Here is a 23,160-nt window from a genome sequence, read left to right as displayed (position 1 = left end):
GGCACACTGGAACCGTGCCAGCCAACCCCGCCTCCGCCACTCCCCCAACAGTCCTGCCCGCTTCCGCGGCGCACGCCTCAGCCTTGCCCGCTGACCAGTCGCAGTTCTCCTTCACGGTGGGCACCCGCCTTGCCGACAGCTGCCCGCCGGCTGCCGCCCAGATCCTCGACAACGGAGGCGAATTCCTCGGCCGGACCGGCACCATCACCACTCCGCACGGTGAGATCCAGACACCGGCGTTCATCGCCGTCGGGACCAAGGCCACCGTGAAGTCGGTGCTGCCCGAGTCCATGGCGGAGCTCGGCGCCCAAGCCCTCCTGGCCAACGCCTACCACCTGTACCTCCAGCCCGGCGCCGACATCCTTGACGAGGCCGGCGGGCTGGGCGCGTTCATGAACTGGTCCGGGCCGACGTTCACGGACTCAGGCGGGTTCCAGGTGATGAGCCTGGGCTCGGGGTTCAAGAAGGTCATCGACATGAAGTCGGTGGACACCTCAGGTCCCGATGATGCCGTCGCTCCCGGCAAGGAGCGCCTGGCACACATTGACGACGACGGCGTCTGGTTCAAATCGCATCTCAACGGCGACCGGCACCGCTTCTCGCCGGAAATCTCCATGCAGGTCCAACACCAGATCGGCGCGGACATCATGTTCGCCTTCGATGAGCTGACCACGCTGCAGAACTCCCGCGGCTACCAGGAGGAGTCGCTGGAGCGGACCCGGCTGTGGGCGCTGCGCTGCATCGATGAGCACGTCCGGCTGACCTCTGCGCGGGTGGGAAAGCCGTACCAGGCACTGTTTGGCGTGATCCAGGGAGCCCAATACGAGGACCTGCGCCGGAAGGCCTGCCGGGACCTCGGCGCCATGGACTTCGACGGTTACGGAATCGGCGGGGCACTCGAAAAGGAAAACCTCGGCACGATCGTGCGCTGGTGCAACGAGGAGTTGCCCGAGGACAAGCCGCGGCACCTTCTGGGCATCTCCGAGCCGGACGACATCTTCACCGCCATCGAGAACGGTGCGGACACCTTTGACTGCGTCTCTCCCACCCGCGTGGCCCGGAACTCCGCGTTCTACACGCCAACCGGCCGGTACAACCTCTCCGGCGCCAAGTACAAGCGCGATTTCGGGCCGCTGCAGGACGGTTGCGACTGCTATGCCTGTGCCAATTACTCCCGGGCCTACATCCACCATCTGTTCAAGGCCAAGGAGATGCTGTCCGCCACCCTGATCTCCATCCACAACGAACGCTTTGTGGTGAAGATGGTGGACGACGCCAGGCTTGCCATCGAATCGGGCCGGTTCTTCGAGTTCAAGGCCGAGACTTTGGCGCAGTACTACTCCTGACGCCTGCCGAGTTCGGGGGAGCCGCCCCAATTAGCTGTAACGCTCCAGCGAATTGGGTCTTCCTCCCGCGAACCCACGGTTTTCCACATAACGACGGCGGGGTCTTCAGCCGATCGCGACCGGCAGCGATGCTTGTTCGCATGGCAGCCATACGCACCCACTCCCTGCCGACTCAAGGCAGTCTCTGGCGAACGCAGGAACTCCTGGACCTCGGAGTGGGGAAACGCTCAATCGCCGCACTGGTGGCGGCTGGCACCCTGGTCCGGCTCCGCCAGGGCTGCTACATCAGGGGCAGCGTCTGGATGAAGCAGTCGCCCCGCGTCCGGAACCTCCAGCTGATCCACGCCCACGCGCATGGAACGCGCACGACGTCGAGTGGCGGCGCCCGCTACAGCCACACCTCGGGTGCACGGCTCCGCGGACTCTATCTCTGGAACGTTGACAACCGGATCCACTTGACGCAGCGTACGCGGCCCTCCGGGGACTGCCACGGTGGGGACGTCGTCTGCCACACGGCGGACGTAGCCGATGCTGACCGGGCCATTGTCAGCGGCCTGCCGACCACCACCCTGGAGCGGACCACCGTCGATTGCGGTCTGCTGCTCCCATACCGGCAGGCACTGATCCTCGTGGACCACGCGCTCCGGCTGGGTGCGGACAGGACCACTCTGGATGCTGCGGCAGCCGGGTTGGACGGTCGCCGGGGCATCAGAAACCTCCGGCGAGTGCTCGCAGCCGCCGATCCGAGCTCGGAGTCACCCGGCGAAACCCTAACCAGGGACCTCATCGCCCGGCTGAGAATCCCTGCTCCGGAGCCCCAGGTTGAAGTGATGACGCGCCGCGGCCGTTATCGGATGGACTTTGCCTGGAAGCAAAGGAAGGTGGCCCTCGAGTTCGACGGGAAGAACAAGTACTTCGACTACCGGCCAACGGACCAGGTGCTCTTCGAGGAAAGGCAACGGGAGAAGGCCCTCACGGAGGACGGTTGGACTGTGATCCGGATCGAATGGAAAGACCTGTTTCGGGAACAGGAGTTCAGGAACCGCCTGCTGCAGGCCCTGGGCGACTGACCGCCGCTGAGTTCGCGGGACCAGTCCCGGGATCGCTGTCGCGTTACAGCGAACCGGCACCGTTCCCGCGATCTCGGGAACAGGCCTACGCCGCCCCGTAACTCGGTTCCCGCTTCTTGATCCAGCCGATCACCAGGGTGGTCACGGGCACAAACAGGAACTCCACCAGGGTCTTGTACACAAAGCCCACCACCACGTAGTTCACGAACGTGCCGAAGTCGGTGATGCCAATCACGGACGCCGCGATACTGCAGAAGATCAGCGTGTCCACGAATTCGCCGGCTACCGAGGAACCCATGATGCGCGCCCACAGGGACTTCTCCCCCGAGCGGGCCTTCATTTTGACCAGGATCCAGGAGTTGATGGTCTGTCCGGCCAGGAACGCCAGCAGCGAGGCCAGGACAATCTGCGGGACGGGGCCAAGGGCGCCTTCCAGGGCTGCCTGCTTGGACGTGCCGAACTCGTCATCGAAGCCGGGCAGCGCAATGATCACCCAGTAGCAGAGCGAGGCGAACACGGACAACGCAAAGGTCGTGAAGATGGCCTTGCGCGCTACTTTGAAGCCGTATACCTCGCTGATGACGTCGCCCAGGATGTACGCCAGCGGGAAAAGGAAGAAGCCGCCGTCGGTGATGATCGGGCCGATCGCCACGCCCTTGGAGGCACCGATGTTGGACAGGATCAGGACCACGGCCATAAAAGCCAGCATGATGCCGAAATACGGCGAACCGATGGAAGCGAATTTTGGCGCTGTGCCGGAGTTGGTCAGGGGCAGGGCGTCAGGGCCTGAGGGGGATGGCATGGGGTGTCCGTTCGTAGTGGTTCGCTCGGCGTCCGCTGCCTCAAGGACAAGTTCATGGGACGCCGGCTGTATTAGCACTGTCACCGCAAATTCTCCCATGGGTTGTGGGCCTGACCTCTGCCCGGTCGCTTCCACTGTCCAGGCAAACAAAGCGGACGGACGACGCCGGATGGCAGGATAGTGCCATGACTCCCGTTGCAGCCGATGTCCAGTCCCCCGCAGCCGCTCCCGCCGTTGTCCTGACAATCGCCGGCTCCGAGGCCACGGGCGGAGCCGGCGCCCAGGCCGACCTGAAAACGTTCCAGGAACTCGGCGTCTTTGGCATCGCCAACCTCACGTGCATCGTCTCGTTCGACCCGAACGACAGCTGGAACCACCGCTTTGTGCCGGTTGACCAGCAGGTGATCGCGGACCAGCTCGAAGCCACGACGGCGGCGTATGGTTCCGTATTGGGCGCGGCGGATGAGGTCACGGCTCCCTCGGGCCGGCCCGTCCTGGACACCGTGAAGATCGGCATGCTGGGGAGCCCGGCAACCATCGGCACGGTGGCCGCAGCCCTGAAAAACGGCAACTTCCGCAACGTCGTGCTGGACCCCGTCCTCATCTGCAAGGGCCAGGAGCCGGGCCACGCCCTGGACACCGACCAGGCCCTGAAGTCGCAGATCCTGCCGCTGGCCACTTTCGTCACGCCCAACCACTTCGAGGCGGAGTCGTTGTCCGGCCTGGAGATCACCGATGTCGAATCGCTCAAGGCTGCCGCAATCCGCATCCATGAGCTCAGCGGCGCAGCGGTCCTTGCCAAAGGCGGGGTGCGGCTGGAAGGCCCGGACGCCGTCGACGTTTACTACGACGGCGGGACCCTCGAAGTCCTGAGCGCTCCCAAAGTGGGCGAGGTGGCGGTGTCGGGCGCCGGCTGCTCGCTCGCCGCGGCCGTAACGGCGGAGTTGGCCAAGGGCGCTACGCCGCTTGAGGCTGCCCGGGCAGCCAAAGACTTCGTCACCGCGGGGATCCGCAACAGGGTGGCCTCGGGGGCTCCGTTCGACGCCCTCTGGCAGGGCGGGCCGCGCTAGCTACCGGATTCCGCTGGCAGCTTCGTCCACCCGAGCCTCTTCCAGCAGCGCCTCAGCTAACAGCGTGGCCGTTCGCACGATAAAAGCCCGACGACGGTCCAGGCGGTCCGGAGCGGAACCAGCCAACAGTGCATCGATCTGGGGCAGGACCGTCCAGCCATCGCACAGGGTCACGATGGTGATGATGAGGTCGGCTGCATCCGTGCGGTCGATCCCGGGCAGGACTGCCAGCATCTGGCCCACTTTTACGGCGCAATGGTCCGCGCGCGTGGCCCGGTCCACGGTGTTTTTTCCGCGTTCCAGGCCTTCCCAGAACAGGAGACGGGCCAGGGCGCCGTCCTTCGTGTGACGGTCAAAAAGTTTCCCAGCGTATTCTCCGACGGCCGCTGCGCCGTGCCCCTGAATCGGCACGTCCGTCATCACCCGGACCAGTTCAGCGGCCAGCACGGCATCAAACAGCTCGTCCTTCTTGCCGAAATACTGGTAGATACGCTCCTTGTTCACACCAGCCGCTGCGGCGATGCGGTCTACCCGCGCGCCGGCGAGGCCCTTCTCGCTGAACTCCTCGGTGGCGGCAGTCAGCAGCAGGGCTTTGGTGCGGTCAGTGTTCCAGGCCATGCCACAATCCTACCCGTTTCCAACTAAGTAGTTGCACTTTCCGGCCACACGGGGTTAGTCTCTTTTTTATCAAAAGCAACTAACTAGTTGGAGTTAGCCATGAATGCCAATCTCACGCCCGCAACTGCTGAACCCTCCACTGAGCCAGCCCACGTCTCGGCTCCGCTTCCGGTTCCGCCCGCCCCGTCCATCCACGTCCGCGCCGTCATCACCTGGCTGGCCATCTTCCCGCTGGTGGCCCTAGGCATGATGGCGGTGGCACCCCTGACGGAGGGCTGGCACCCGGTGCTCCGCGCGCTGGTCCTGACGCTCGTGGTTGTTCCAGCGGCCGTGTACCTCGTCCTGCCGCGGCTTTTCGCGGGCTACGGCGCCGTGATGCGCCGACGCAATAACCGCAAGGCCGGTCAGTAGGCTCGGCCGGACCTCGGCTACCGCGGGTCCGCGACCTTTCCCATAAACAGCGGCAGGCCGGTCCCGACATGCACAATCTGGTAGTGGAACGGCCTGTCGAAGCTGATGGACCGTGCCGGCTCGGGCGGGACACTGGTGGCCATGCCGTTGATCTGCGTCACAGCCGCAGCCACCGTCCCCTTTTCTGCCACGGTGATGTTGGCGTCCTGTGCGGCCTGGGTGATCATCAACCCCTGCTGGATCGCGTCAAAATCGCGGGTGGTGTTCAAGGTCTTCTCCAGCCCCAACTGTTCCAGGATGGCCCGCACGTCAAAGTGGCTCTTGTGGTCCCAGGTAGGAAGCGCAAGGTCAACGTCCTCAGGGTTCGCAGCATCGAGGGCACGTGCCACTTCCGCCAGCCGGTCCGCCTTGAGGGCGCCAGCACCGCCGTCGGAATCCTCGGCCGGAAGCACCAGCCGCATCACGAAACCCTCACCGTAGGGCAAGTCCACTGCTTGCCAGCCGGGGCCCTCGGCATAGGCCATTTCCTGCATGTTGTGCATCATGGGGACGTCAATGGTTCCCCCGGCTGCAGTGGTGAATGGTTCGTCTGAGGTACCTTCAGCGTCGAACGGGATGTCCCAGGCGGCCGCGAAGTAGACGGTGTTGAGCAGGCTGAAGGTGTTGTTGGGGTCGTAGGGGGCCGGTGCTTTCTCGATCCGGCCGCCGGTGTTTTTGTTCACCCACGCGTCGATCGCCGGCTTGGTGACCGCCTCGTCGCGGAAGTCCACGGGATGCACGCCGGTCCCGTAGTGCTCGGCAAGGGCATCAAGATAACCCTGGCCGGTGGAAACGTTCTTATCCACAAACAGGCCGTTGGCAGTATGGACCAGTGGTTTGGCAGGCGGGTTCTCTTCGTCCACTGAGCCGGGGTCGCCGTCGTACTCTTCCAGGGAGGCGAGCAGCGCGTTCATGGCCTGATCCCGGTCCGCCACGGGAAGTCCCAGCAGGGCGTCCATTTCTGCGGCGGCCTCTCCGGACGCGCCGGCCCGCAGCATGGCAAGGGCAATCAGCAGGCTTCCCGGCGATGCGATGACGTTCCCTTCGCCGCTGGCCAGGAGGGCGTCCCCCAGTCTCAAGGCGGAATCCCGGAACGTGGCCAATTCCTCCGGGAAGGCCTCACGGTCCACCGAGGCCCGTTCTACGCCGTCGGCCGTAAGCAACTCCGGCGGCGCCGGTGCTGCACACGCCGCCAGTCCCATCACGGCACCCAACGCGATTGCCCGCTGAAATCGAAACATCCCTGTAGCCTCCCCCGGCACACCATGGCGGGAATCCGCCTGCTCCCAGTGAACCAGCGACGGCGGCGGCAGGCGATGCCTGTAGGGTCACGCTTTGCATTCATTATGGTCTCGCGCGAGCCCCGTACGGTGCGCCAGCCCGTGAACGCTAGCTGCGCGGAATGTTCCGCAGGTTGCTCCGTGCCATGCTGACAGCTTCGCCGGCGCCCCGGTTCAGGACCACCTTGGACATGGCCGTGGCGAAGCCGACGACCTGGGATCCGGAGATCTTCGGCGGCAGGGACAGTGCGTGGGGATCGGTGATCAGTTCCACCAGCGAAGGGCCCGGGTGCGCGAACGCCTCGCGGTACGCCGCCTCGATCCTGGCGGGGTCGGTGACGCGGACTGCGTGGAAACCCAAGGCCCGGGCGACGGCGGCATAGTTCGCATCGGGTACGTCAACGCCGAAATCGGGCAGGCCGTCCACGAGCATCTCCAGCTTGACCATGCCCAGCGTTGAATTATTGAAGACCACCACGTTGACGGGCAGTTTGTGGGCCGCCACGGTGATGAGCTCGCCCAGCAGCATGGACAGTCCGCCGTCGCCGGAGACTGACACCACTTGGCGGCCGGGGAAGGCGAGTTGCGCGCCGATGGCGTGGGGAAGGGCATTGGCCAAGGAGCCGTGCAGGAACGAGCCGATCAGACGCCTCGTCCCCAAGGGGTTGATGTACCGCGCGGTCCACACATTGCACATCCCCGTGTCCGCAGTGAAAACCGCATCCTCGGCAGCCACCTGGTCGAGCAGCGACGCCGCGTATTCCGGATGGATCGGCTGTTTCTTCTCCACCTTGCGCGTGTTGGCGCCCACGGACTTGTTCATCAGCCGGTCATGCTTCTTGAGCATCTTCTCGAGGAAGCGGCGGTTCTTTTTCGGCGCCAGCAGCGGCATCAGGGCAGCCAACGTGGGCAGGACGTCGCCATGGACCGCTATATCCACGTCTGTCCGGCGGCCCAGTTTGTGGGCGGCACGGTCCACCTGTGCGGTGCGGGTTTCGGGCAGGAACTGGTCATAGGGGAAGTCGGTGCCCAACAGGATCAACAGGTCAGCGTCCTCGATCCCCTCCGCAGCGGCGCCGTACCCCAGCAGGCCGGTCATGCCGATGTCGTACGGGTTGTTGTACTGCACGAAGTCCTTGCCGCGGAGGGTGTGACCAATCGGTGCCTTGATCAGTTCGGCCAGGGCCACCACTTCGTTGTGTGCCCCTTCAACGCCGGCGCCGGCGAAGATGGCCACTTTCCCGGCCGCATTGATCGCGTCCGCCAGGTCCCGGACACTCGCGGGATCGGGGGTTAGCGCGGCGCGCCGGAACGTTGCGGGCAGCGGCGTCGTGGCGGTAGCTTCCAGGCCCGCGATGTCGCCGGGAAGGGTGACGACGGCGACTCCCCCGAGGCCCACGGCGTGCTGGATGGCGCTGTGCACCACCCGCGGCGCCTGGTCCGTGGTGCTGACAAGCTCCGAGTACACCGAGCATTCGTTGAAGAGCCTGTCCGGGTGGGTTTCCTGGAAGAACCCGCTACCGATCTGCTTGCTGGGAATGTGGGAAGCGATGGCCAGAACGGGGGCGCCGGACCGGTTCGCGTCGTAGAGTCCGTTGATCAGGTGAAGGTTGCCAGGCCCGCACGATCCAGCGCAGACCGCGAGCTTCCCCGTCAGTTGGGCTTCGGCAGCCGCGGCGAAGGCAGCAGCCTCCTCATGCCTGACGTGAACCCAGTCGATCCCGCCCTGCCGCGAGCCGCCCGTTTGACGGACGGCATCAACAATTGGGTTGAGGCTGTCCCCCACAATTCCGTAGATTCTCTGCACACCGGCAGCCTGGAGCTGTTCGATGAGCTGGGTTGCAAGTTCCTTGGCCATGAGTGCACACTCCCGCGAACGGCTGGATCAGCTGTCAGGTTGAGCAGCCGACAAGGCCCAATATAGTCCGGCCGCCTGGGCGAAACGGCGGCTGCGCAAGCCCCGCCCGGACCGTGCCCCTCCCGGACCGCTCACTCACTTAACGCCGGAACTGAGAGAGCGTCCCGGGTGGTGGGGGACGACGCCGGGTGCCGGCACAGTCCCGGAAGGAACCGCTGTGCCGGCCACCCGCCGTCGAACCTCCTGCGTGTTGAAGCTAAGGCGCTAGGCGTCCACGAGGTCCTTGTCCTTGTCATCGTCCTTGCGGGCTTCGGACCAGGCATCGCCCTGTTCCCGGTCCAGGTGCGTGGCCTTCTTGTTCCGCAGCGCGAAGATGTAGACCACCAGGGAGATGGCGATGGCAACGGTGACATAGGTGAAGAACAGGTCCACGCGTTCGGCCTTCTGGAACGCGGCACCGAGCAGCGGGACTGTGCCGCCGAACAGCGAGTTGGCAATCGCGTAACCCAGGCCGACGCCGAGGGCTCGGATGGAGGCGGGGAACAGCTCAGCCTTCACCAGGGCGTTGATGGAGGTGTAGCCGCCAACGATCAACAGGCCGCCCATCATCAGCAGGAACGCGGTGAACGGGTCCTTGGTGTTGGACAGTGTGGAGAGCAGCGGCCAGGTGAACAGGACGCCGGTGATGCCGAACCACAGCAGCAGCGGCTTGCGGCCCACCTTGTCCGAGATCAGGCCATACACGGGCTGGAGCAGCATAAAGATGAACAGCGCCCAGAAGTTGATAACCGAGGTATCCGTCTTGGCGATGCCGGACGTATCGTTCATGAACTTCAGGATGAAGTTGGTGTACGTGTAGAACGCCACCGTGCCGCCGAGCGTGACACCGATGCAGATCAGCAGCGGCTTCCAGTACTGCGTGAACAGCAACTTCATGGTGCCGGGCTGCGCAACGCCGGCCACCGCGGGTACCTTCGCGGCTTCAACCTGCTCCGCGGAGACTGTTTCCTCCATGGAGCGCCGCAGCCAGAGGACAACCAGCGCGGCCACACCGCCGATGGCGAACGGGATACGCCAGCCCCACTCGGTCAGGTCGTCCTTGGGCATGACGTTCTGGAGGATGACCAGAACCAGCAGGGCCATCATCTGGCCGCCGATCAGGGTCACATACTGGAAGCTGGAGAAGAAACCGCGGCGCTTGGACGTGGCAGCCTCGGACATGTACGTGGCGCTGGTGCCGTATTCACCGCCCACTGAGAAGCCCTGGACCAGGCGGATGAGGATCAGCAGCACCAAGGCCCAGACGCCCACCTGTTGGGTTGTGGGCAAAAGCGCGATGGCGAAGGAGCCCGCGGACATCAGCGTGACACTCAACGTCAGCGCGGCCTTGCGGCCCTTGCGGTCGGCGTAGCGGCCGAAGAACCAGGCGCCGATGGGACGCATCAGGAACGACGTCGAGAACACGGCCATCGCCTCCAGGCCAGCCTGGAGCTCGTCCTTGGAGTTGAAGAAGTGGGACTGGAAGTAGGCGGCGAAGACCGTGTAGACGTAGAGGTCGTACCACTCCACGAGGTTGCCCGCTGAGCCTTTGAGGATGTTGCTGACTGCCCGCCGGGTCTGGGCTGACTCACTTTGGATCCCGGTTTGCTGGGTACTCATCGCTGGACCTTCCTTGCCGGCTTCGCCACAGGTCCCCGTTTTACTTTCTTGCTGTCCACGGCAACGTTGCCCATGGTTCCTCCTCGACATTGATGGTCCCGGCGAAGGCCAGGGACCCCATCCAAGCTATGGGTGATCCATCGCACAACCAACGCTGGAGCCGAAGTCCTAACACTTCCTTAGGTTTTGCCCCAATGCCTGGCGCTGAAAGCTGGTCCCGCCCAGTGCAGGGCGGAATATCGGCGAACGGGGTAATCTCCAAAGGCGGACTGGGGAAGAAACGGCCGCTCAAACGGAACAGGATCAGGCAATGGATGTGCTCATCGTCGAGGACGACGACGCCATGGCGTCCGCGCTCGACGCAGCCGTGGTTTCCGCCGGACACACGGCCTCCCGGGTTGCCCGCGGAGCTGACGCGCTCCTGGAGCACCGGCGCTTTGGAGTCATCCTGCTCGATCTGGGCCTGCCGGACATGGACGGACTCGACGTCCTGCGCAAGCTTCGCCAGGTAACACCCGTCCCGATCCTGATTTTGACAGCCCGCGACGACGAACGCAGCGTGGTGCTTGGCCTGCGGTCCGGAGCTGATGACTACCTCGTCAAGCCGGTGAAACTCGTTGAGCTCCTTGCCCGCATCGAAGCAGTCACCCGGCGGGCGGGCCGTGCAAGGGACAGCAGGCAGCGGACCATCGTGCTGGGCGGACTCGAAGTGGACCTCGAACGTCGTGTGGCGGCGATCGGTTCCAGGGTCCTGCCCCTGACCGCCACCGAATTCGACCTGCTTGCGCTCCTGGCGGGCCACGCCGGTTCAGTGGTCACCCGGGAGCAGATCCTGGATGCTCTATGGGGCGACGCGTTCCTTGCCTCCTCACGATCCCTCGACGTGCACCTGACAGGCCTGCGCGCCAAGCTCCAACTGCCCGGCTTCATTATCAACGTCCGGGGCGTGGGCTACCGGGTCGAGGCGGAGCCGGCGTGAGGCTGCGCGTCCTCGGGGTCCTGAGTATCCTGTCCGTCCTCATCGTCATTTTCGCCTCAACGGCGATCCTGACGTCGGCCAGCCGGGAGCTGACCCAGGAACTCCAGATCAACCGGGCAGCCGCCCTGAACCGCCTCGCGCAGGTGGCCTTCGACGCCGCGACCGAGGGAGGGGACCCCACACAGCTGCAGACCGAGATGGACAGATACTCCGAACTGTACGGAGAGGGGGTCCTGATCCGCCTCCAGGCAGGCACCCTGCGCTCGGGCGGACTGAACGAGGAGAGCCCAGGTGTCCGCGATGCACTGGCCCGGGCCAGCCTCAACCTCAACGACACCGCCCTGTCGCCGCTTCAGCCCTTTGGAACAGGCTCCGAGGTGATCTCCCGTTCGTTCGGCAGTGCCAGCCAGGTTCTGGGCGAGGCCGTACTAAAGGTCAACTTGGATGCCGCGCGGCTGAAACTGCGCGAGCGGTGGCTCCTCGTTGGAGTGGCCGCAGCCGCCCTCGCTGCGGTGCTCCTCCTCGGCGCCGCCCGCGTAACCGGCTGGGTGCTGCGCCCTGTGCACCGCCTGAATGCGGCCGTGACGGAGCTTGAGGCAACAGGCCGGACCGGAAATCTTCCTGAGGCCGGACCGCCGGAACTGCGGGAATTGAGCCGTTCCTTCACCAGAATGGCGCGGACGGTCAGCGAGAGCATCGACTCCCAGCGCCAGCTGATTGCCGATACCTCCCACCAGCTACGAAACCCGGTGGGTGCACTGCGGTTGAGGATCGACTTGCTGCAGCTTGAACTGCAGACCGCCCGGGAAAAGAAGGCGTCGGACGGGGTCCTCGCCGAGCTTGAGCGTGTGGAGGACATCCTCGACGGCGTATTGCGCCTCGCTGCAGCGGAACACCGGGCATCCGAAGACTCGGCCGGAGTCCCGCCAAGAGCCGCCTCGCACGTGCTCCCGGCCGTTGTGGACCCTTACGCGGTCCTGCAGGAAGAAACCGAGCGGGCTGGCCCGGCGGCACGGCAAAGCGGGGCCTCGATCCTGCTGGACGGTCCGCCCAAGCCCGCGGTGCACATAGCCTGCAACGCCGCAGAACTGGCCCAGATGGTTGGCGAGCTGATCAACAACGCCATCAAGTACGCGGCCGGTGCCCGCATTACGGTGGCCGTCCGCAGCCTCCCGGACGCAGTCGCCGTCGAAATTTCCGACGACGGTCCCGGGCTTTCCGCCGAAGAGCGGGCTGCTGCCACAAGCCGCTTCTGGCGCTCCCCACAGCACCGCAATATCCGTGGCAACGGTTTGGGCATGACCATTGTGGACAGGCTGGCGCGTGCCAACGGTGGCCGACTGCTGCTGGCCGGGGCTTCCCCGCACGGCCTGATCGCGCGCATTGAATTTCCGCGCGCCGTGGCCGGGCCGAGTGAGGATGGCCCGTCGTGACAGATCTGGCTAACGCCGCCAGTGGCCACAGCGGCCTTCCGCGGAGGCGCGCGGCCCTCAAAGCAGGACTGGCTGCCGGCTTGGCTGGGTTGTTGGGCCCGGCCCTCAGCGGCTGTACGCGCCAAGACCGTCCGGGCAGTGTCACGGTCGCTGGGGGTGAGCCGGGGGGCTTCTACCTTGAGTTCGCCACGCTGCTGGCTGCGTCCCTCCAACAACATGGGGTGGCGGATACAGCTTCGGCTCTGATAACCGGCGGCAGCCTGGACAACCTGGGGAAACTGCTGGCGGGGCAGGCCACGTTCGCGATCGCGCTGGCGGATGCCGCGGCCGAGCAGTTTGGAGCAGATGGCAAGTCGGCCGCCGGAATCAGGGCGCTCGGTCGGGTCTATGAAAATTACGTCCACTGCGTGGTGCGCAAGGACAGCGGCATCCACGATCTCGCCGCCCTGGCCGGCAGGACGGTTGCCGTCGGCGAGCCCGGTTCGGGGACATCGCTGACCACACCCCGTCTCATTGAAGCGGCGGGACTGGCCACCGCAACGGTCGGCACGGCCCCAACGTCCGCCGTCGAAAACTTAGTCACCGTGCAGAACCTCGGGCTCAACGATGGCCTCGCGGCGCTGCAGGCCGGAGCAGTGGATGCGCTGTTCTGGTCCGGTGGCGTGCCTACGGCAGCCATCGCTGGAAGCAACCGGGATGCCGCCCTGGAGCTCCTGGATCTGTCGTCATTGCTTCCGTCCATACGGACGCGCTATGGCCCTTACTACGACCGCGTGCTGATCCCTGGCGGGAGTTACGACGGGATTCCGGCGGTGTGGACCATTGGCGTGGCGAACTTGCTCCTCTGCCGCAACGACCTCGATGACCGGACCGTCAGGAGGACCGTCGAACTGCTGGTGGGGAACGCCGAAGAACTCATCCCGCGCTCCAGCCTGGGGGTCCAGTTCCTGAGTCCGGAGTCGCTGATCAACACTGCCGGCCTGCCGCTGCACCCGGCAGCTGCTGATGCGTACCGGGAACTCCACGGCTGAACCGAACGCTCTCACACATTGAACTGGTCCCCGAAGGTTGGTGGGCTCCTGACACGGTCAAAGCTGCAGCTACGTGGGCTGGGGCAGAATGAGAGCCATGGGGAACAAGATTTCAGAATTGCAGCTAACCCAGCTCGGACCATGGGAGGTTGAGCGCTCCACCCTCCACGAAGTTGGAATGAGCTGGGATGAGATCGTCTCGCGCTGGTTCTCGGAGGAGAACGTGCTCCCGCCCCGGGCATCGGATGATTTCCCTCTTATTGGCTGGAGACGCCTGCAGACTTCCTACCCTTCTTGGGCACTAGAAATGCTTGTGCTTGGCGCACCCGACCAAGCAAGCCCCGGTCGATGGGTTCTCGTGCAGTTGCATCACGACAAGAACGGATGGCAATTTGCTGGTCCCGCGAGCTATCTCCCAATTCCAGTGCAGGAACTCCGCAGGCAGGGGTTACGCCTGGAATGGTCACAACCAAAATTCATGATGACAAAGGGATCACCACCGGAAATTGCCGTCGTCCTAATCAACGACGCCGCAAGCACGTGGAATCCGAGCGAAGAAGACCACAGCCATGTCCAGGGAATCGTCCTCGACTACAAAGGAAACAGAATCGGAAGCGGCTGGTACGCCCACGGCAAGGCAGCTCAACTGCCCCCCTTAGCCCCGGGCCAGCAACTCGTCCTCCCTGCCCTGCTAAACAACCCCGAACTTGATGGGCTCGTGCCCGGCCGTTACCAAATCCGTGCCTCGCTGATTGCCTTAGGACTGCCAACAACGATCCTTGCCAGCCTTACAGTCGCTGATCAACAGGGACAGCGCCTCGCGCCTGAATAGATGGCTCGTTTGGACCTAGGCTGCAAGCAATTGGCCCGATACTGGTGCTCGCGGGATGGGACCGGTCCGATACCTCGTTGCCTAACGCGTCGGCGCACTCCTTGCCCATGACTCCTCCACCGCCCAAACAGGAGCAGTTAACGTTCGCCAAGAGAGTGAGAGAACGTCCTGGTCAGGTACCGGAGTGCGCCTGGAGGAAGCTGTACACCTCGGTCTCGTCGACGCCGGGAAACGCCCCGGGCGGCATGGCCGCCAGCAGGTGCGAATGGGCCCGCGCGGACGGCCAGGCGTTGCCAGCCCATTCCGAGGCCAGCTCCGCCGGCGGACGTTTGCAACAGCTTTCGTCCGGGCACGTGGACTTGGACCGTTCTGTGGTGTCCCTTCCGCGGAACCACTTCACGTGCGCGTATGGCACGCCGACGGAGAGCGAAAACTCACCGTTTGCGGAGCGCTCGGTTCGCGCGGTGCACCAGTACGTCCCTGCGGGAGTGTCCGTGTACTGGTTGTAGGCACGGAACTTGTCGGCGACGTCGAACACCACGCGGGACGTCCATTGTTTGCACGACGGCTGGCCCTCAATGGCGCCGGTGTGGTCCTGCGGGAACGTCACGCCGTCGTTCTCGTAGGCCTTGTAGATGATGCCGCTCTGGTGCGTTTTCTGGAAGTGCGTGCGGATGTCCAGGTGCTCCGTGGCGAGGTTGGTGAAGCGGTGCGCGGCTGTTTCGTAGGAGACTGCGAAGGCGTCGCGGATGTCCTCCACGGCGATTTCCTTCGCCTGTTTGGCTTGCTGCAGGAACTCCACGGTGGCCTTCTCCGGGAGCATCAGCGCCGCGGCGAAATAGTTGGTGGCCACGCGCTGCATCAGGAAATCACCATAGTTTTTGGGCGTTTGGTGGCCCAGGACGTAGTGGCCCAGGGCCTGCAGCAGCACCGAGCGGGGATCGTGGTCCGTGCGCTGGTTCTGCGTGAGATAAATTCTGTGGTTCTTGAGATCAGTGACGGATCGGGTTGAATGCGGCAGGTCACCCACGTGATGGAGGCTGAATCCCAGGTGCGCGGCAATGTCTGCGATCACGTGCTGGGACAGCGGACCGGTGGTGTGCCCGACGCTCGCCAGCACCTTCTGGGCTTCGGCCTCATACTCGGGAAAGTAGTTGTTCCGCTCACGCATCATGGCACGCAGCTCACCGTTGGCGCGCCGGGCCTCCTCCGGCGTGGCGATCTGCTCATTGAGCTTGCGCTCCAGCTCGTGCTGCAGGCCCACCATCGACTCGAGCACGTCCATCGGAAGCCGCGAGCTGATGCGGATTTTGGGCAGGTTCAGTGACTCGTAGATGGGGCTGCGCTGGTATCGTTCCAGCTCGATTTCCAAGGCTGCCCTGCGGTTGGGCGGCTCGGCGCCCAACAGTTGATCGATGCCCACATTCAGCGCCGCTGCGAGCTGCTGTAGCAGCCCCAGCTTGGGCTCGCGCTTGCCGTTCTCAATCAGGCTCAGCTGGCTTGGGGCGGTACCGACGGCGGCGCTCAGGTCATCGAGCGTCATGCCGGCCGCCTTGCGCAGGTGGCGGACGCGGCGGCCGAGGCTGATGACGTCCAGTTCCGGTGCGGCAGTGGACGACGGCGGTGCAGCGGCTTTGCGGTTCCAGCTTGAAGGGGGCATTTCTTGAGGATACGCGAAGAAGTGCATTTCTTTCCATGATTTTCCCCTAGAGAAGTGTTGGGAAGTGCTGAAAAGTAGTGATCACGGAAAGAAACACCGCACCGGGATAGCCGGCCGGGACTGCAAGGACGCAGTCCTGGCCGGCGGATCACCACCCCGGAGCTCAATCAAGGAGACAACGATGACTGCAGCATTTGAGCCCACCCAGCAGACGCCCGAACAGCAGGCCGCCGCCCTGGAGCTTGAGTGGGCCGCCAACCCCCGCTGGGAAGGTGTGACCCGTGACTACTCAGCTTCCGACGTCGTCCGCCTCCGCGGCCGCGTCTCCGAGGAACACACGCTGGCCCGCCGCGGTTCGGAAAAGCTGTGGAAGCAGCTCACCGAAGAGCACAAGACCGGCGGATACACCAACGCCTTGGGCGCCCTGACCGGCAACCAGGCCGTGCAGCAGGTCAAGGCCGGCCTGCGCGCCATCTACCTTTCAGGCTGGCAGGTTGCCGCGGACGCCAACAACTCCGGCCACACCTACCCGGACCAGTCGCTCTACCCGGCCAACTCGGTCCCCACGGTGGTGCGCCGCATCAACAACGCGCTCCTCCGGGCAGACCAGATCGAGTTCTCCGAGGGCATCCAGACTGTTGATGACTGGATGGTCCCGATCGTGGCCGACGCCGAGGCCGGCTTCGGTGGCCCGCTGAACGCCTACGAGCTCATGAAATCCATGATCCAGGCCGGCGCGTCAGGCGTTCACTGGGAGGACCAGCTCGCCTCCGAGAAGAAGTGCGGCCACCTGGGCGGCAAGGTCCTCATCCCCACCCAGCAGCACGTCCGCACCCTGAACGCAGCCCGCCTGGCGGCCGACGTCGCTGGCACCCCGTCGGTGGTCATCGCCCGCACCGACGCCGAGGCAGCAACCCTGATCACCTCCGACGTCGACCCCCGCGACCAGGAATTCGTTACCGGCGAGCGGACCCCGGAGGGCTTCTACAAGGTCCGCAACGGCATCGAACCCTGCATCGCCCGCGCCAAGGCCTACGCCCCGTACTCCGATCTCATCTGGATGGAAACGGGCACCCCGGACCTTGAGCTGGCCCGCAAGTTCGCCGAAGCGGTCAAGGCCGAGTTCCCGGACCAGATGCTGTCCTACAACTGCTCGCCGTCGTTCAACTGGCGCAAGCACCTGGACGACGCCACCATCGCGAAGTTCCAGCGTGAACTCGGCGCCATGGGCTTCACCTTCCAGTTCATCACCCTGGCCGGCTTCCACGCCCTGAACTACTCGATGTTCGACCTCGCCCACGGCTACGCCCGTGAAGGCATGAGCGCTTACGTCGAACTCCAGGAGAAGGAATTCGCCTCCGAATCCCGCGGCTACACCGCGACCAAGCACCAGCGCGAAGTCGGCACCGGCTACTTCGACGACATCGCTACCGCGCTCAACCCGAACGCATCCACCCTCGCACTGGTCGGATCGACCGAAGAGGGCCAGTTCCACTAAATTCTTCCCCCTTCCTCGTTGCCCTATCACTTAGAGTCCTCATTCGCCGCTTTTGGGGACCACAAGTGATAGGGCAACGGCGGACTTTTAAGGAGTCACTCCCATGAACAGCTTCACTGACAACTTCACCATCAACGGCATTACGTTGACCGCGCAGCCTATTTGCCGGCAGAACGAGGTTCTGACTCCCGACGCTCTGGAGTTTGTGGCCAAGTTGCACCGGGCGACGGCGGCGCGGCGCCAGGAATTGCTGCAGGCACGCCGGACCCGGCGGGCTGACATCGCCGGCGGCCAGGACCCGCGGTTCCTGCGGGAGACCGAGGACATCCGCAATGACCCGTCGTGGCGCGTCGCTCCCCCGGCACCTGGCCTGGAAGACCGCCGCGTTGAGATCACCGGGCCCGTGGACAAGAAAATGACCATCAACGCCCTGAACTCCGGCGCGAAGGTCTGGCTCGCGGACATGGAGGACTCCTCCACCCCCACGTGGCGGAACGTGATCAAGGGCCAGCTGAACCTCACCGATGCGCTGGAACGTCGGATCGACTTCACCACCCCTGAGGGCAAGGAGTACAAGCTGCGCCCGGCCGGGGAACTGCCCACCATCGTGGTCCGTCCCCGCGGCTGGCACCTGCCGGAGAAGCACATGCTCATCGACGGCACCCCGGTGGCCGGCGGGATCGTTGACTTCGGCCTGTTCTTCTTCCACAACGCCCGCCGCCTGCTGGCCCAGGGCAAAGGCCCGTACTTCTACCTGCCCAAGATCGAGAACCACCTCGAAGCCCGGCTCTGGAACGACATCTTCATCCTCGCCCAGGACCTCCTCGGCATCCCGCAGGGCACCATCCGCGCCACCGTGCTGATCGAAACCATCACCGCAGCCTTCGAAATGGAAGAAATCCTCTACGAACTCCGGGACCACGCATCAGGCCTGAACGCCGGGCGCTGGGACTACATCTTCTCCCTGATCAAGAACTTCCGCACCCGCGGCCCCCGGTTCGTCCTCCCGGACCGCGCCCAGGTGACCATGACCCAGCCCTTCATGCGCGCCTACACCGAACAGCTGGTTCGGGCCTGCCACAAGCGCGGCGCCATGGCCATCGGCGGGATGGCAGCAGCCGTGCCCAACCGCAAGGACGAAGCAGCCAACACCAACGCCTTCGAAAAGGTCCGCGCCGACAAGACCCGCGAGGCCAACGACGGCTTCGACGGCTCCTGGGTAGCCCACCCGGACCTGGTGCCGGTGTGCCGCGAAGTGTTCGACAGCATCCTCGGCGAGCACCCCAACCAGCTCGGGAAGCTCCGCGAGGACGTGATCCCCGATGACCGCGCCCTGATCAACGTAGCCGCCACTGAGGGCACCATCACCGAACAGGGCATCCGGAACAACATCGAAGTAGGCATCCGCTATATCGAGTCCTGGCTGCGGGGGAACGGCGCCGTCGCCATCCACAACCTCATGGAAGACGCCGCCACCGCCGAGATCTCCCGCTCCCAGCTGTGGCAGTGGATGTACGCGTCCGCCATCACCGACCACGGCGAAATCATCACCCACCGCTGGATCGAGGAACTCCTCGACGAAGAGTTCGCACGCCTGGAACGCTTCGACGGAGACCGCTTCGAAGACGCCCGCGACATCTTCGAAGAAGTCACCCTCGCCCAGGACTTCCCGTCCTTCCTGACGCTCCCCGCCTACGCGAGGTACCTGACGGAGGCCCGTGAAAAGGCCACGGTTGAGGAGCTGGCCGCGGCCTGACCGATTTCCGTTCGCCGGGCTGGCATGCCGTTCGCAACAGGCACCCCGAGATCCGGGGGCCGGCCCGGCGACGGAACACCCCATAAGAAGGCGCGCACGGCCAGCCCACACCGTGTGCCCCCGGACGCTCTCTCACTTTTTTCAAGAAAGTGAGAGAGCGTTGCTGCATTTGTTGCAGGATCTGAGAGCGTTTCGAAAGTCTGGGCAGGGGAAGAACGACGACGGCGGGACCCGTCAGCGGCCCTTGGGCACCAGCCGCACGGCGAGGGTGGTGCAGAGGAAGAACGTCAGCACGGACGCCAGGACTACCAGCAGCGCCGGGGTCCACGAACCTGCGGCGTCGTGCACGAACCCCACGAGCGGCGGGGCTACCGCCGCGAAGCAGTAGCCCACGCCCTGGACGATGGCGGACATCCGGCCCGCTGACGCCTGATCGCGGGCCAGCTTGATGATGGCGATAAAAATCAGCGTGATCCCGCCGCCTTGGGCAATCCCGCCGCACACGGACCAGAGCCACCACAGCCCCGGCGCGAGCAGCAGCCCGGCCGGCACGGCCGTCCACAGGACGCCCAAGGTGAGGGCCGCCGTCGTCGTGCTGGAGTATTTTGCCGCAAACGGTACGCCAAGGGCGCCCACAATGGCGAGGATCTGGAAGATGGACGATCCGGCGCCGGCCGCGGAGGCTGACATGCTGAGTTCATCGCTGAGGTAGCTCGGGAGCCACGCGGTCACGGCGTAATAGGAGAAGGCCTGTCCCGCGAATCCGGCGGTCAGTCCTGCGGTGATCCAGCCGGAGCCCCTGACGGCGGGCCGCGCCTGGCCGCCCGGCGCTTCAACACTTGTGGGGACAAAGGCGCTGCGGGCGCCGACGGCGGCAGTCCAGAAGGCGATCGCCGCCACTGCCAGGATCCCCACCGCAGCGAGCGCCGCCCGCCACCCGGCCAGCTCGGCCAGCGGCGCGGTGACTACGGAGGTCAGGAATGAGCCAATGTTCAGCGCCGCCGTGTACACGCCCATTGCCGTCCCTTGCCGCAGCGGCGAAAAGTCCCGCCGGATAATCAGCGGAACCGCAATATTTCCCACCGTGATGGCAAGACCGATCAGCACAGTGCCTGCAACAACAAGGGCAGGGCCGCCTGCAGAGCGGACCACCACGCCGGCAAGCACGCCGAGGATGGTGAGCGTCACAGCGAACTCAGCCCCGAACCTGCGCGCAGCCAGCGACGCCACCGGCGCGAACAGGGAGAAGCAGAGTACCGGGATGCTGGTCAGGAGCCCCAGCACCACCGGTGACAAGCCCAGCTCTGCCTGCATGACGTCCACAACCGGGGCGACCGCCACAAACGGACCCCGCAGATTGAGCGCCAGGAGGCCGATGCAGGCAAGCAGGATCCAGCCGTTCGGAACACGGGCCAGGAGCCGGCCGTTCACTGGGCAGCTACTGGCATTAAAAATGATTTCATCACTTCCATTGCTATCACGCCGCGCGGCCCCCGGACGTCCGCGGCGGGAAGCGCCAAAGCTACGATAAGCCCAGGCCCTCGAGCACCAAGCTCTGACTACGTGACGAAGGAAACAGACATGCAGCACCGGCTTGCCATCCTCGACGACTACCAGGGTGTTGCCCACGGCTTCGCCGACTGGGCTGCCCTCGAACAGGACGGGGTGTCCGTCACCGTTTTTCGGGAACCCTTCACCAGTGAAGATGCCCTGGTGGCGGCCCTCGCGGACGTCGGGATCGTCATCGCCATGCGGGAGCGGACGCCCTTTCCCCGTTCGGTCCTTGAAAGGCTGCCCGCGCTCAAGCTACTGGTCACCACGGGCATGGCGAACGCGTCCATCGACGTCGGTGCCGCGGCGGAATCGGGCATCACCGTGTGCGGGACCGCCGGCTCCCCCGCCGCAGCACCGGAAATGACTTGGGCCCTGCTGCTGGCGGCCGCCCGGCACATCCCCGCCGAAGAAAACTCGCTGCGCGCCGGCACGTGGCAAACCACTGTGGGGTTCGAGCTGGCCGGCAAGACCCTCGGCATCGTGGGGCTGGGCAAGATTGGCCGCAGGATCGCCACCTATGGCCAGGCTTTTGGGATGGAAGTGCTCGCCTGGAGCCAAAACCTCACCGCCGAAAGTGCCTCCGAGGCTGGTGTCCAGCTCGTCAGCAAGGAGGACCTGTTCAGAAATTCCGACGTCGCCACGCTCCACCTGCGGCTGTCTCCCCGTTCCGAGGGAATAGTGGGTGAACCCGAACTGCGGCTCCTTGGCCCTGAAGGCATCCTGGTGAACACCGCCCGGGGGCCACTAGTGGACCAGGACGCGCTGGTACGCGCGCTGGCCGGGGGCTGGATCCGCGGCGCCGCCCTGGATGTCTTCGACGAAGAACCCCTGCCCGCGGGCCACCCCCTCCTGTCGGCCCCCAACACGGTGCTCTCCCCGCACCTGGGCTACGTGACAGCGGAAAGCTACCGGCAGTTCTATGGCGGCGCGTTCGAGGACGTAAGGGCGTGGCTTGCCGGCTCACCAGTGCGGGTGCTCACCCCGTAGTAATTCGCTAGCCAGCTGCCTGGAGTGTCGCTTCGATTGCTGCAGGGGACAGCACAAACTGCGTGACCAGCTGGCTGGCACCGAGGATGGCGGCCTGGTCTCCGGCCACCGTCAGCGCTATCCCCAAGTGCGAGGTCGCCAGCGGCAGGGACCGCCGGTACACCACTTCGCGGACGCCTGCCATCAGGTGTTCGCCCGCCTGGCCCAGGCTGCCGCCAATGACAATGACGGAGGGGTTAAGCAGGTTCACCACGGTGGCCAGCACGTCGCCCACGTCCCGTCCGGCCTGGCGCAGGGCCTGGACGGCCTGCACATTTCCGCCGGCCACGAGCCGCAGGACGTCGCTGCCTTTCGATGCCGGCACTCCTTGGCGCGTGAGTTCCGCGGCGATGGCCGGCCCGGAAGCGAGCGCTTCCAGGCAACCGTAGTTCCCGCACCGGCAGAGAACGTCGTCGCCGCGCGGGACCCGGACGTGGCCCAGGTCGCCCGCTGTGCCGTTCGCGCCACGCTGCAGCTCGCCGCTGCTGATGATCCCGGAGCCGATGCCGGTGGCTACCTTGATGAACAGGAAATTCTCGTGATCGGGCCAGTGCGCTGCCCGCTCGCCCAAGGCCATGATGTTGACGTCGTTGTCCACCAGTACCGGCACGGGCAGCGACCGCTGAACGTAACGGACGACGTCGAACCCGTCCCAGCCAGGCATGATGGGCGGCTTGACGGGCCTTCCGGTGGCATGTTCCACCGGACCCGGGAGTCCGATGCCCACGCCGGCGACATCGCCCACGTCCCGGCCGGCCTGCTGCAGCAGGGCCAGTCCTTCCTGTACTACCCTGCCGAGCACGGGTTCGGGCCCTTCGGCAACGTCCTGCGCGAGGCGCCGCTCCGCCAGGATTCGTCCGCTGAGGTCCGTGACGGCAACAATCACGTGGGTGGCCCCGACGTCGACGGCCAGGACGGCGCGTGCGGCGGGGTTGAAGGCAAAGCGCGACGGCGGCCTGCCGCCACTGGAGTTCGCCTCCCCCGCTGCCCCCACCAGGCCGGACGAGATCAGGGCGTCGATGCGTGCGGCGACGGTGGAACGGGCAAGGCCCGTGGTCAGGGCCAGCTCGGCCCGGGTTCGTGCCTTGCCGTCCCGCAAGAGCTGAAAGAGGTCACCAGCGCGCGCCAGATTGCCGCCGCCATCAGGGCTGGCGGGCGCAGTTCCGGGCATGAGACTCATGGTTCATGAATAACACACCCTCTTCTGCGTGTCACGCTGAGAAAAGGTTGACGCCTAA

At 65.1% G+C, this 23,160-nt stretch carries 19 protein-coding genes; 11 read left to right on the top strand and 8 right to left on the bottom strand.

The genetic code is table 11. From position 1 onward, the window contains the following. Positions 1 to 14 precede the first annotated feature (14 nt). Together tgt and V9L17_RS14150 are read left to right on the top strand one after the other, a co-directional pair. Positions 15 to 1,346, top strand: coding sequence for a tRNA guanosine(34) transglycosylase Tgt (gene tgt, locus V9L17_RS14155; protein WP_443198038.1), 1,332 nt, complete (start codon positions 15 to 17; stop codon positions 1,344 to 1,346). 140 nt (positions 1,347 to 1,486) lie between these two features. After that, entirely contained in the window at positions 1,487 to 2,416 is a 930-nt protein-coding gene (locus V9L17_RS14150) for a hypothetical protein (RefSeq protein ID WP_337351886.1), read from the top strand. 85 nt (positions 2,417 to 2,501) lie between these two features. Here the strand turns inward: V9L17_RS14150 and V9L17_RS14145 are convergent, their stop codons facing one another. Next, on the bottom strand, positions 2,502 to 3,218 hold the full coding sequence (locus V9L17_RS14145) for a queuosine precursor transporter (RefSeq protein ID WP_337351968.1): 717 nt from the start codon (positions 3,216 to 3,218) through the stop codon (positions 2,502 to 2,504). Between the two features lie 185 nt (positions 3,219 to 3,403). On the opposite strand from V9L17_RS14145, the gene V9L17_RS14140 reads away from it, so the two are divergent. Next, on the top strand, positions 3,404 to 4,288 hold the full coding sequence (locus V9L17_RS14140) for a hydroxymethylpyrimidine/phosphomethylpyrimidine kinase (protein WP_337351885.1): 885 nt from the start codon (positions 3,404 to 3,406) through the stop codon (positions 4,286 to 4,288). On the opposite strand, the gene V9L17_RS14135 is transcribed toward V9L17_RS14140, so the two are convergent. Next, entirely contained in the window at positions 4,289 to 4,906 is a 618-nt protein-coding gene (locus V9L17_RS14135) for a TetR/AcrR family transcriptional regulator (protein WP_337348010.1), read from the bottom strand. 99 nt (positions 4,907 to 5,005) lie between these two features. On the opposite strand from V9L17_RS14135, the gene V9L17_RS14130 reads away from it, so the two are divergent. Next, entirely contained in the window at positions 5,006 to 5,317 is a 312-nt protein-coding gene (locus V9L17_RS14130) for a hypothetical protein (RefSeq protein WP_337351884.1), read from the top strand. Positions 5,318 to 5,334: 17 nt separating this feature from the next. Here the strand turns inward: V9L17_RS14130 and V9L17_RS14125 are convergent, their stop codons facing one another. The 3 genes from V9L17_RS14125 to V9L17_RS14115 form a co-directional block, all read right to left on the bottom strand. Further along, complete coding sequence (locus V9L17_RS14125) at positions 5,335 to 6,597, bottom strand: serpin family protein (protein ID WP_337351883.1); 1,263 nt, start codon at positions 6,595 to 6,597, stop codon at positions 5,335 to 5,337. Between the two features lie 148 nt (positions 6,598 to 6,745). Further along, positions 6,746 to 8,494, bottom strand: coding sequence for a pyruvate dehydrogenase (locus V9L17_RS14120; protein ID WP_337351882.1), 1,749 nt, complete (start codon positions 8,492 to 8,494; stop codon positions 6,746 to 6,748). A gap of 264 nt (positions 8,495 to 8,758) precedes the next feature. Further along, entirely contained in the window at positions 8,759 to 10,153 is a 1,395-nt protein-coding gene (locus V9L17_RS14115; RefSeq protein ID WP_337351881.1) for an MFS transporter, read from the bottom strand. Positions 10,154 to 10,463: 310 nt separating this feature from the next. Here V9L17_RS14115 and V9L17_RS14110 point away from each other — a divergent pair, with 310 nt between their 5' ends. From V9L17_RS14110 to V9L17_RS14095, 4 genes are all read left to right on the top strand, one after another. Continuing rightward, complete coding sequence (locus V9L17_RS14110) at positions 10,464 to 11,132, top strand: response regulator transcription factor (protein WP_337351880.1); 669 nt, start codon at positions 10,464 to 10,466, stop codon at positions 11,130 to 11,132. Continuing rightward, positions 11,129 to 12,565 (top strand): sensor histidine kinase, encoded by a 1,437-nt coding sequence (locus V9L17_RS14105; protein WP_337351879.1) that lies wholly within the window; start codon positions 11,129 to 11,131, stop codon positions 12,563 to 12,565. Before V9L17_RS14110 ends, V9L17_RS14105 begins: the two co-directional genes overlap by 4 nt. Beyond that, positions 12,562 to 13,596, top strand: coding sequence for a TAXI family TRAP transporter solute-binding subunit (locus V9L17_RS14100; protein ID WP_337351878.1), 1,035 nt, complete (start codon positions 12,562 to 12,564; stop codon positions 13,594 to 13,596). The genes V9L17_RS14105 and V9L17_RS14100 overlap by 4 nt, the downstream gene beginning before the upstream one ends. Before the next feature lie 97 nt (positions 13,597 to 13,693). Then, a complete protein-coding gene (locus V9L17_RS14095; RefSeq protein WP_337351877.1) occupies positions 13,694 to 14,428 on the top strand; it encodes a hypothetical protein in 735 nt (244 codons plus the stop codon). Between the two features lie 172 nt (positions 14,429 to 14,600). Here V9L17_RS14095 and V9L17_RS14090 read toward each other — a convergent pair whose 3' ends face one another. Further along, positions 14,601 to 16,115, bottom strand: a complete 1,515-nt coding sequence (locus V9L17_RS14090) for a helix-turn-helix domain-containing protein (RefSeq protein WP_337348000.1) — start codon at positions 16,113 to 16,115, stop codon at positions 14,601 to 14,603. 154 nt (positions 16,116 to 16,269) lie between these two features. Between V9L17_RS14090 and aceA the strand changes: the two genes are divergently transcribed. Both aceA and aceB read left to right on the top strand, forming a co-directional pair. Then, positions 16,270 to 17,586, top strand: coding sequence for an isocitrate lyase (gene aceA, locus V9L17_RS14085; RefSeq protein ID WP_337351876.1), 1,317 nt, complete (start codon positions 16,270 to 16,272; stop codon positions 17,584 to 17,586). 103 nt (positions 17,587 to 17,689) lie between these two features. After that, positions 17,690 to 19,342 carry a malate synthase A gene (aceB, locus tag V9L17_RS14080; RefSeq protein ID WP_337351875.1) on the top strand — a complete coding sequence of 551 codons (1,653 nt, stop codon included), beginning with the start codon at positions 17,690 to 17,692 and terminating at the stop codon, positions 19,340 to 19,342. A gap of 234 nt (positions 19,343 to 19,576) precedes the next feature. Here aceB and V9L17_RS14075 read toward each other — a convergent pair whose 3' ends face one another. Then, positions 19,577 to 20,773: an MFS transporter gene (locus tag V9L17_RS14075; protein WP_337351874.1), complete on the bottom strand. Its 1,197-nt coding sequence runs from the start codon at positions 20,771 to 20,773 to the stop codon at positions 19,577 to 19,579. 150 nt (positions 20,774 to 20,923) lie between these two features. Between V9L17_RS14075 and V9L17_RS14070 the strand changes: the two genes are divergently transcribed. Next, the gene (locus V9L17_RS14070; RefSeq protein ID WP_337351873.1) at positions 20,924 to 21,883 is read left to right on the top strand and encodes a D-2-hydroxyacid dehydrogenase family protein; all 960 of its coding nucleotides are present in this window, start codon (positions 20,924 to 20,926) and stop codon (positions 21,881 to 21,883) included. Positions 21,884 to 21,890: 7 nt separating this feature from the next. On the opposite strand, the gene V9L17_RS14065 is transcribed toward V9L17_RS14070, so the two are convergent. Further along, the gene (locus tag V9L17_RS14065; RefSeq protein ID WP_337351872.1) at positions 21,891 to 23,102 is read right to left on the bottom strand and encodes an ROK family transcriptional regulator; all 1,212 of its coding nucleotides are present in this window, start codon (positions 23,100 to 23,102) and stop codon (positions 21,891 to 21,893) included. Between the last annotated feature and the right edge of the window lie 58 nt (positions 23,103 to 23,160).

It is taken from the genome of Pseudarthrobacter sp. CCNWLW207 (assembly GCF_037203945.1).
GTDB lineage: Bacteria > Actinomycetota > Actinomycetes > Actinomycetales > Micrococcaceae > Arthrobacter.
This window is presented reverse-complemented; position numbering and strand designations above follow the sequence as displayed.

What these genes read in the sequence shown, in the direction of transcription:
- V9L17_RS14140 (WP_337351885.1), top strand. Translation starts at nt 3,404, where the DNA reads ATGACTCCCGTTGCAGCCGATGTCCAGTCCCCCGCAGCCGCTCCCGCC.
- V9L17_RS14115 (WP_337351881.1), bottom strand. Translation starts at nt 10,153, where the DNA reads ATGAGTACCCAGCAAACCGGGATCCAAAGTGAGTCAGCCCAGACCCGG.
- V9L17_RS14130 (WP_337351884.1), top strand. Translation starts at nt 5,006, where the DNA reads ATGAATGCCAATCTCACGCCCGCAACTGCTGAACCCTCCACTGAGCCA.
- V9L17_RS14090 (WP_337348000.1), bottom strand. Translation starts at nt 16,115, where the DNA reads ATGCACTTCTTCGCGTATCCTCAAGAAATGCCCCCTTCAAGCTGGAAC.
- V9L17_RS14095 (WP_337351877.1), top strand. Translation starts at nt 13,694, where the DNA reads ATGGGGAACAAGATTTCAGAATTGCAGCTAACCCAGCTCGGACCATGG.
- aceB (WP_337351875.1), top strand. Translation starts at nt 17,690, where the DNA reads ATGAACAGCTTCACTGACAACTTCACCATCAACGGCATTACGTTGACC.
- V9L17_RS14135 (WP_337348010.1), bottom strand. Translation starts at nt 4,906, where the DNA reads ATGGCCTGGAACACTGACCGCACCAAAGCCCTGCTGCTGACTGCCGCC.
- V9L17_RS14065 (WP_337351872.1), bottom strand. Translation starts at nt 23,102, where the DNA reads ATGAGTCTCATGCCCGGAACTGCGCCCGCCAGCCCTGATGGCGGCGGC.
- V9L17_RS14110 (WP_337351880.1), top strand. Translation starts at nt 10,464, where the DNA reads ATGGATGTGCTCATCGTCGAGGACGACGACGCCATGGCGTCCGCGCTC.
- V9L17_RS14070 (WP_337351873.1), top strand. Translation starts at nt 20,924, where the DNA reads ATGCAGCACCGGCTTGCCATCCTCGACGACTACCAGGGTGTTGCCCAC.
- aceA (WP_337351876.1), top strand. Translation starts at nt 16,270, where the DNA reads ATGACTGCAGCATTTGAGCCCACCCAGCAGACGCCCGAACAGCAGGCC.
- V9L17_RS14145 (WP_337351968.1), bottom strand. Translation starts at nt 3,218, where the DNA reads ATGCCATCCCCCTCAGGCCCTGACGCCCTGCCCCTGACCAACTCCGGC.
- V9L17_RS14150 (WP_337351886.1), top strand. Translation starts at nt 1,487, where the DNA reads ATGGCAGCCATACGCACCCACTCCCTGCCGACTCAAGGCAGTCTCTGG.
- V9L17_RS14120 (WP_337351882.1), bottom strand. Translation starts at nt 8,494, where the DNA reads ATGGCCAAGGAACTTGCAACCCAGCTCATCGAACAGCTCCAGGCTGCC.
- V9L17_RS14125 (WP_337351883.1), bottom strand. Translation starts at nt 6,597, where the DNA reads ATGTTTCGATTTCAGCGGGCAATCGCGTTGGGTGCCGTGATGGGACTG.